This is a genomic window from Pseudomonas sp. Sample_23 (genome assembly GCF_004307595.1).
Taxonomy (GTDB): domain Bacteria; phylum Pseudomonadota; class Gammaproteobacteria; order Pseudomonadales; family Pseudomonadaceae; genus Aquipseudomonas; species Aquipseudomonas atacamensis.
Genome location: NZ_RCNX01000030.1, coordinates 1 through 6889, shown reverse-complemented (window position 1 = coordinate 6889; position 6889 = coordinate 1). Strand labels below are relative to the sequence as shown.

General features: G+C 60.9%; 7 protein-coding genes. 3 read left to right on the top strand and 4 right to left on the bottom strand.

The genetic code is table 11. The features are described from left to right. The 3 genes from D8U82_RS28275 to D8U82_RS06170 all read left to right on the top strand — a co-directional run. Positions 1-185 (top strand): hypothetical protein (locus D8U82_RS28275; RefSeq protein WP_206663326.1); only part of this gene is annotated, 185 nt, incomplete at its 5' end. 30 nt (positions 186-215) lie between these two features. Next, positions 216-1454 carry a M20/M25/M40 family metallo-hydrolase gene (locus D8U82_RS06175; protein ID WP_130901885.1) on the top strand — a complete coding sequence of 413 codons (1239 nt, stop codon included), beginning with the start codon at positions 216-218 and terminating at the stop codon, positions 1452-1454. A gap of 404 nt (positions 1455-1858) precedes the next feature. Beyond that, positions 1859-2161 (top strand): hypothetical protein, encoded by a 303-nt coding sequence (locus D8U82_RS06170; RefSeq protein WP_016774122.1) that lies wholly within the window; start codon positions 1859-1861, stop codon positions 2159-2161. A gap of 105 nt (positions 2162-2266) precedes the next feature. Here D8U82_RS06170 and D8U82_RS06165 read toward each other — a convergent pair whose 3' ends face one another. The 4 genes from D8U82_RS06165 to D8U82_RS06150 form a co-directional block, all read right to left on the bottom strand. Then, complete coding sequence (locus tag D8U82_RS06165) at positions 2267-3136, bottom strand: oxaloacetate decarboxylase (protein WP_016774123.1); 870 nt, start codon at positions 3134-3136, stop codon at positions 2267-2269. A 154-nt stretch (positions 3137-3290) separates the two neighbouring features. Further along, on the bottom strand, positions 3291-4325 hold the full coding sequence (gene astA / locus D8U82_RS06160) for an arginine N-succinyltransferase (protein WP_016774124.1): 1035 nt from the start codon (positions 4323-4325) through the stop codon (positions 3291-3293). A 49-nt stretch (positions 4326-4374) separates the two neighbouring features. Next, positions 4375-5391: an arginine N-succinyltransferase gene (locus D8U82_RS06155; RefSeq protein ID WP_130901884.1), complete on the bottom strand. Its 1017-nt coding sequence runs from the start codon at positions 5389-5391 to the stop codon at positions 4375-4377. 118 nt (positions 5392-5509) lie between these two features. After that, positions 5510-6859: an APC family permease gene (locus D8U82_RS06150; protein WP_130901883.1), complete on the bottom strand. Its 1350-nt coding sequence runs from the start codon at positions 6857-6859 to the stop codon at positions 5510-5512. Positions 6860-6889 lie beyond the last annotated feature (30 nt).

Sequence of the window (6889 nt, the reverse complement as noted above, 5' to 3'; positions counted from 1 at the left end):
AGGAGCTGCCGAAGGCTGCGATCTTTTGGGACGCTCTGCGTCCCGGCCTGCGTTCCTTTGCTGCGCGTGGGAACGATCAAAATCAAAAGATCGCAGCCTTCGGCAGCTCCTACAGTTTGTTCGGTGTCAGTCGGGCAAGTGTCGCATCCGCTATAGAGCCTCGCGCCGATGTCGGTTACGGTTGAAGTCCCCCGACACGAAACAAGGACTGCTTCATGACGTTCTCATTTCCCCGCTCTCTGCTGGCCGCCAGCCTCGGTCTGTCCCTCGCGTTCTCGGCGGTAAACGCTCGCGCCGAACCACATAAACAAGTGCTCGCCGATGCCGAGCAGTACCAGCCCGAAGCCCTGAAGTTACTGGAACGGCTGGTCAATATCGACTCCGGTTCCGGTTATGAGCCGGGCCTGAAACAGGTCAGCGACATTGCCATCGATGAACTGAAAAAACTCGGCGCAACTATCGAACTGGTGCCGAACACCCCGGAAAAATCCAACCACGTGCTGGCCACGCTCAAAGGCACCGGCAAGGCGAAAATCCTGCTGATGGCGCACATGGACACGGTGTTCAAGGAAGGCTCCGCGGCCGAGCGGCCATTCCACATCAAGGACGGGCGTGCCTACGGGCCGGGGGTGATGGACGACAAGGGCGGCATCGTCGCCGGCATCTACGCGCTTAAAGTGCTGAAGAACCTCGACTTCAAAGACTACGCGCAGATCACTTTCCTGCTGGACGCCAGCGAAGAAACCGGCTCGGACGTCGCCACCGACCTGATCAAGAAAACCGCCAAACAGCACGACGTCACCCTCAACCTCGAACCGGGCCGCCCGGCCGATGGCCTGGTGGTGTGGCGCAAGGGCAGTGCGACGGCGCTGGTCGAAGTCAAAGGCAAGGCCGCCCACGCTGGCGTCGCGCCAGAGTTGGGACGAAACGCGGCGATGGAAGCGGCGCACCAGATTCTGCAACTGGGCAAGCTCGGCGATGAGGCGAAGAAAACCACCATCAATTTCACCGTGCTCAAGGCCGGCGATCGCACCAACGTGATTCCTGATCAGGCCACGGCCAAGGCGGATGTGCGCGCGGCAGTGCCGGAGGAATTTGATCGCATCGAGAAGGATCTGGCGCGGGTATCGCAGGACAAGTTGATTGCCGATACCGAAGTGAAAACCTCCTTGCAGCGCGGTTTGCCGCCGATGCCGCAGACCGCTGAGTCGGATCGCCTGATGGCCATGGCGCAAGGGATTTACGGCGAGATCGGCCGCAAGCTCACCGAGGAGGGCAGTGGTGGCGCGGCGGATGCCAGTCTGTCCGCAGGCGTTGGGACGCCGACGCTGGATGGTTTCGGCATTGTCGGCGGCAATATTCACACGCCTGAGGAATATGCCGAAGTGGCGAGTGTGGCACCGCGGATTTATCTGTTGTCGCGGATGATCATGGAGTTGGCGAAGCCGCGGTGATGGGGTTTGCGGTGTGACGAGGCCGGGCGGGGTGCCAGAGAAATCGGCCCCTCACCCTAACCCTCTCCCGGAGGGAGAGGGGACTGACCGCGTTGTTTGTGGTCCATGTGGCAACCGCCAGATCAAGTTGAATTCAAATTCGCATTCAACGCGATCTCTCACGTCGGCGTAGATCCAGAGCATCCCCCAATCAGTCCCCTCTCCCTCTGGGAGAGGGCTAGGGTGAGGGGCTTTTTGTGGGAAGTGTGGAAGTCGAGGGCGGCGTACAAAAAATACCGAAAAGTCCGACAGAAGCTCTGGTTGCGGCCGTTGGGCGCGACTTTTATAGTCTCCGTGCGCAGATAACTCTGCGACGATCTTGGCCGGTCGAATACAGCACCAGACCCCTCTTTGGAGTGAACTTTATGACCGACCAAGTAATGCCGCGCTATCTCCCCATCGACACCTACGACGCCGAATCCCCGGTGCTCTTCATCAATACCCACACTGAACTCAGCGACATGGCCGCCTGTGCGATGCACCGGTTTGTGGTCGTGCGTGATCTGGCTGACACTTTCGCCAGCCTCAACCTCAAGGGCATTTCCGATTGTGATCTGACGCGGGTGACCAGCGCGGTTCATCTGCTGATGCGCGAGGGCTGCGCGATTCTGAATGTGATTCAGGCGCGGGCGGCGCAGCGGGAGGAGGGGTATAAGACGCCGGTTTAGCGGTGCCGCAATAGACGCTTTCGCGAGCAGGCTCGCTCCCACAGGGGAGTGCATTTCAACTGTGGGAGCGAGCCTGCTCGCGAAGGGGCCGGTACAGCGTATGCATCACTCCTTGACGCTCATGTATTCCTTGGCCCAGAGAATGTATTCCTCCGGCTGGGTATAGGTGTGGGTCAACTCGGTCGCGCTCAAATCGGAGGCCTGGGTGAAGATCTGTCGCTGTTCGCGCAGGCTGTCGTAGGTGGCCTTGATCGCGGCGAAGTAGGCGCCGTGGCCGTCGATGGTCACGCGCACGCCCAGTTCGGCCAGGCGTTTGTCGTCGCGCAGGGCCGGGTTGCCGTAGGTGACCAGCATTAGCGGCACCGTCAGATGTTCGGCGATTTGTTCCAGTTGATCAAAGTCCTGCACGCCGACCATGCAGATGCCGTCAGCGCCCGCCGCCTGATATTGGCGGGTGCGGCTGATGATTTCCTGGTTCGGCAGAATGCCGGCATTGGTGCGGGCGATGATCGCCATTTCCGTGTCGACCCGGGCTTCCAGCGCCGCGCGGATCTTGCCGACGCCTTCGGCCACGGTGATCAGGTCGGTGGATTTGCGGCCGAATTGCGCGGGCAGCAGGGTGTCTTCGATGGTCAGTGCAGCGACGCCGGCGCGTTCCAGTTCGACGATGGTGCGCATCACGTTAAGAGCGTTACCGTAGCCGTGATCGGCGTCGGCGATCACTGGCAATTGGGCGACGCGACCGATGCGCGTGGCCTGTTCGGCGAATTCGCTGAGGGTGATCAGGGCGAAGTCCGGTGCGCCAAGCACCTGCAGCGAGGCCACGGAACCGCCGAGGATACCTACTTCAAAACCCAGGTCAGCGGCGATGCGGGCCGACATCGGGTCGAACACCGAAGCGGTGTGGTAGCAGGTGTCGGAGGCCAGCAGCTGACGGAAATTGCGGCGCAAATCTTGATGGGAAAGCCTGGTCATACGAGTTCCACCAATACATAAGGAATGGAAAGGCTTGAGCAAAGGTGTCAACGCCGAAGAATGAAAAGGCTATCACGCGAATGGGTCAAGAATCATGACGAATTTGCGCGGCAGGACTGGCGGCTGAAAGGTTTAATCTCCCGTGCCGGAAATATCAGGCCGCCACGGCATGTTGCTGTTGATGGGGCAGGAGCACCGCGCGCACCGAATTTCCCGGCTGAAGTTGCAGGCGCTTGGCGGTGAGACGATCAACCACCAGGCTGTTGCCCACCAGTCGACCGTGGGCCGCGGTGATGCGGCAGTTTTCCAGCCGGCGGTTGTGAATCAGCCACAGCGGCGCCTGCTCGTCGGGGGTGCCGAGGCTCAGGGTCAGTTCGAGACTGTCGCGCACCGTGCGGATGCTGCGGATTGGCGCCTCGATGACCGGGCCACCGTCGAAAATGTCGATATAGCCTTTGTGCGCAAAGCCTTCAGCTTGAAGAATTTTCAACGCTGGTTGAGTGTTTGGATGCGTCTGGCCGATCGCCGCCTGCGCCTGTTCGGTGAGCAGGCAGGTATACAGCGGCTGGCGCGGCATCAGTTCGGCGATAAAGGCTTTGTTGCCCAGGCCGGACAAGTGATCGGCGTGGGTGAAATCCATCTGGAAAAAGTGTCGGCCCAGGCTGTCCCAGAACGGCGAGCAACCGTTTTCATCGGCACTGCCGCGCAGTTCGGCGATCATCTTCTCGCCAAACAGGTGCGGAAATTCAGCGACGAACAGCAAGCGACCCAGCGACAACAGGCGGCCATTGCTGCCGTTGCGCTGGTCATGGCGCAGGAACAGCGAGCACAGCTCCGATTGGCCGGTCAGTTCATTGTTGAGGAACAATGTCGGGATCTGCCGCTGAATGCCCAGGTCCGGTGCCGAACTGACGGTGACGCCGAGCCGGTAGTTGTACCAGGGCTCGCGCAGGCCAACGGCGCCGGCCATCGCGCTGACACCGACCACGCGCTGCTCATCATCCTCGAGGACAAACAGGTAATCGGCATCGGCGCGTTCCACCTGTTCGGCGAATGCGCGCTGTGCCCAACGCACCCGGTGCGCCAAGCGGTCTTCGTTGGCGGGAAGGGTGGTGAAACCTGGCCCTGCCTGTTCGACGAGGGTCATCAAGGCAGGCAGGTCGCTGACTTTTACCGGACGGACAATCATGCTCCAACTCCTTTGGCGGACCGATTCAGGCACGGATGGTTAACGCGGCTCACAGAGCGACCAGCCGTATCGAGCTGCCATCGCTGACCTTCAGCGCCGCGCAGATGGCGGGGGGCAGGGGCAGCGGCTGACCGGGGTGATAGTCGAGTTCGGTGACCATCGCGCGGTAGTCATGCAGGGCGTCGTTGCTCAGCAGGTAACGGCCACGGGCGTCGGTCGATGCTTGTTGGCGGACAATGGCGGTATGGCTGTCGGCGATCGAACGAATGTTCGCGGTGCGCGCATACAGGGTCGGGCCGGCGTCGAACAGGTCGATGTAGCTGTTGGTTTCGAAGCCTTCCCGCGCGAGGATGTCGAAGGCTTCCTGGCCGTCCGGATGCACGCGGCCGATGCAGTCCTGCGCCGCTGGCGGCAGCATTGGTACGTAGATCGGGTATTGCGGCATCAGTTCGGCGAGGAACGTGCGGCTCTGCAAACCGCAGAGCCGCTCGGCTTCGGCGTAGGGCAGGTCGAAGAAATGCTTGCCCAGCGCATCCCAGAATGGCGAATGACCCTGCTCGTCGCTATAGCCGACGATTTCGGTGATCACCGCCTCGGAGAACCGCTGTGCATGCGCGGCAATGAACAGCAGGCGCGCCCGCGACAGCAGTTCAGAAAACGGCGTGCGCACCAACGCTGCATCGATGTGGAAACCGCGCAGCAAGGTATGCCCGCTGAGGTCATGGCACAGCGACAACGCCGGTACGCCGTGCTCGATGTTCAATTCCCGCGAAGCACTGGTGAAATGGCGGTTGCGCAGGCTGTAGAACGGCTCCTTGAAGCCGGCGGTGGCGAGGATTTCCGAGCAGCCGACCAATTGCCGGCGTTCGAGATCTTCCAGCACAAAGAAATAGTTTTCCGGCCCCTGGGCTGTGGCGGCGCTATCGAAGGACGCGCACGACGCGGCGATTTTCTCGCGCAGGTGTTCGCTGTCATCCGGCAGCGAGGTCACGCCGATCAGGCTCTCGCGGGCCAGGCGCTGTAGCTGGGGCAGATCATTCTGCTCGACTGGGCGTAAGACCAGCATGGATGTACTCCTGTATCAAAAGGTTCGGCCCATTCGCCGAACCTGACTATCACTGTCGGTTTCCACGCGTTGAATCGGCGGTCGCCTGATTTGTTGTCAGACGCCGCTCTTTTTCTTGTCAGCCTTTGCTCGGATCGGGCAGCGCTGTGCTGGCGCCGAGCTTGTTGAGGAAGAACAGGTACACCAGGCCCAAGGCAATCCAGATCAGGCCGAGTTTCTGCGCATCGACGCCCATGTTGTACATGATGGCGGCAACGATGACGAAGCCGATCACCGGGCAGAGCAGATGGCGCACAAACTGCCCCGACTTCTGCCGACGCCAGTAGTGGTTGATCACCGTCAGGTGCAGCAGCATGAAACCGCTGAGGGCGCCGAAGTTGATCAGCGAGGTGAGAATGTCGACCGCGTCGATGAACAGGTAGCAGATCAGCAGCGACAACACCGCCACCAGATAAATGCTCAGGTACGGCGTGTTGTGTTTCGGGTGGACCTTGGCTAGCACCTTCGGCAGCTTGCCGTCGCGGGCCATGCCGAACAGCAGGCGCGAGACGGCGGCCTGCGAGGTGATCGCTACAGCAACGCCCCAGGCCAGCGCCGTGGCGACGGCGGTCAGGGTCGCGAGCCAGCTGCCAGCGGCGATTTCGGCAATTTCATAAAACGCGGTGTCGGCGGATTTGAAACCCATGCCTGCCGCCAGATCGGTGGCGATCCACGTCTGTACGACGAAAATCGTGCCCATCACTGCCAGAGTGATCAACGCTGCCTTGCCGACACTGCGGCCCGGATCTTCCTTGATTTCTTCGGCGAGGGTGGAGATCGCGTCGAAGCCGAGGAACGACAGCACGGCGATGGACACGGCTTGCATCAGCAGGGCGAAGTTGAAGGTTTGCGGGTGATACAGCGGCGCCAGCGTCAGCTCACCGTTACCGCCACCGTTGTGCAGGGCGTTCCAGGCGTAGAACAGGAAGATGCCCAGCACCACCAGTTGTGCCAGCAGGAACAGCATGTTCATCCTCGCGGTGAAGGTGATGCCGCGCAGGTTGACGAACGTCGCGCTGACCAGAAACGCCAGGATGAAGCCGACCTTGGGAATGTCCGGGTACAAATGGTTGAGCGCCATCGCCGAATACAGGTACAGCAGCGGTGGAATCAGCAGGTAATCGAGCAGCATCAGCCAGCCAGCGATAAAGCCGACGTGTTGATTAAGCCCGCGTTGCGCGTAGGAATATACGGAGCCGGCAACCGGAAAGGCCTTGGCCATGCTGCCGTAACTCAGCGCGGTGAACAGCATCGCCACCATGCCGATGATGTACGCCAGCGGCACCATCCCCGGTGCTTCGGCGTTGACGTAGCCATACACACCGAACGGGGCGATGGGGATCATGAAGATCATCCCGTACACCACCAGATCGGTCAGCGTCAGGCTACGTTTCAACTCTTGCTTGTAGCCGAATTCTTCAATTTCCATGAAGCGCAACTCCTTGTCAGCCATCGGTCG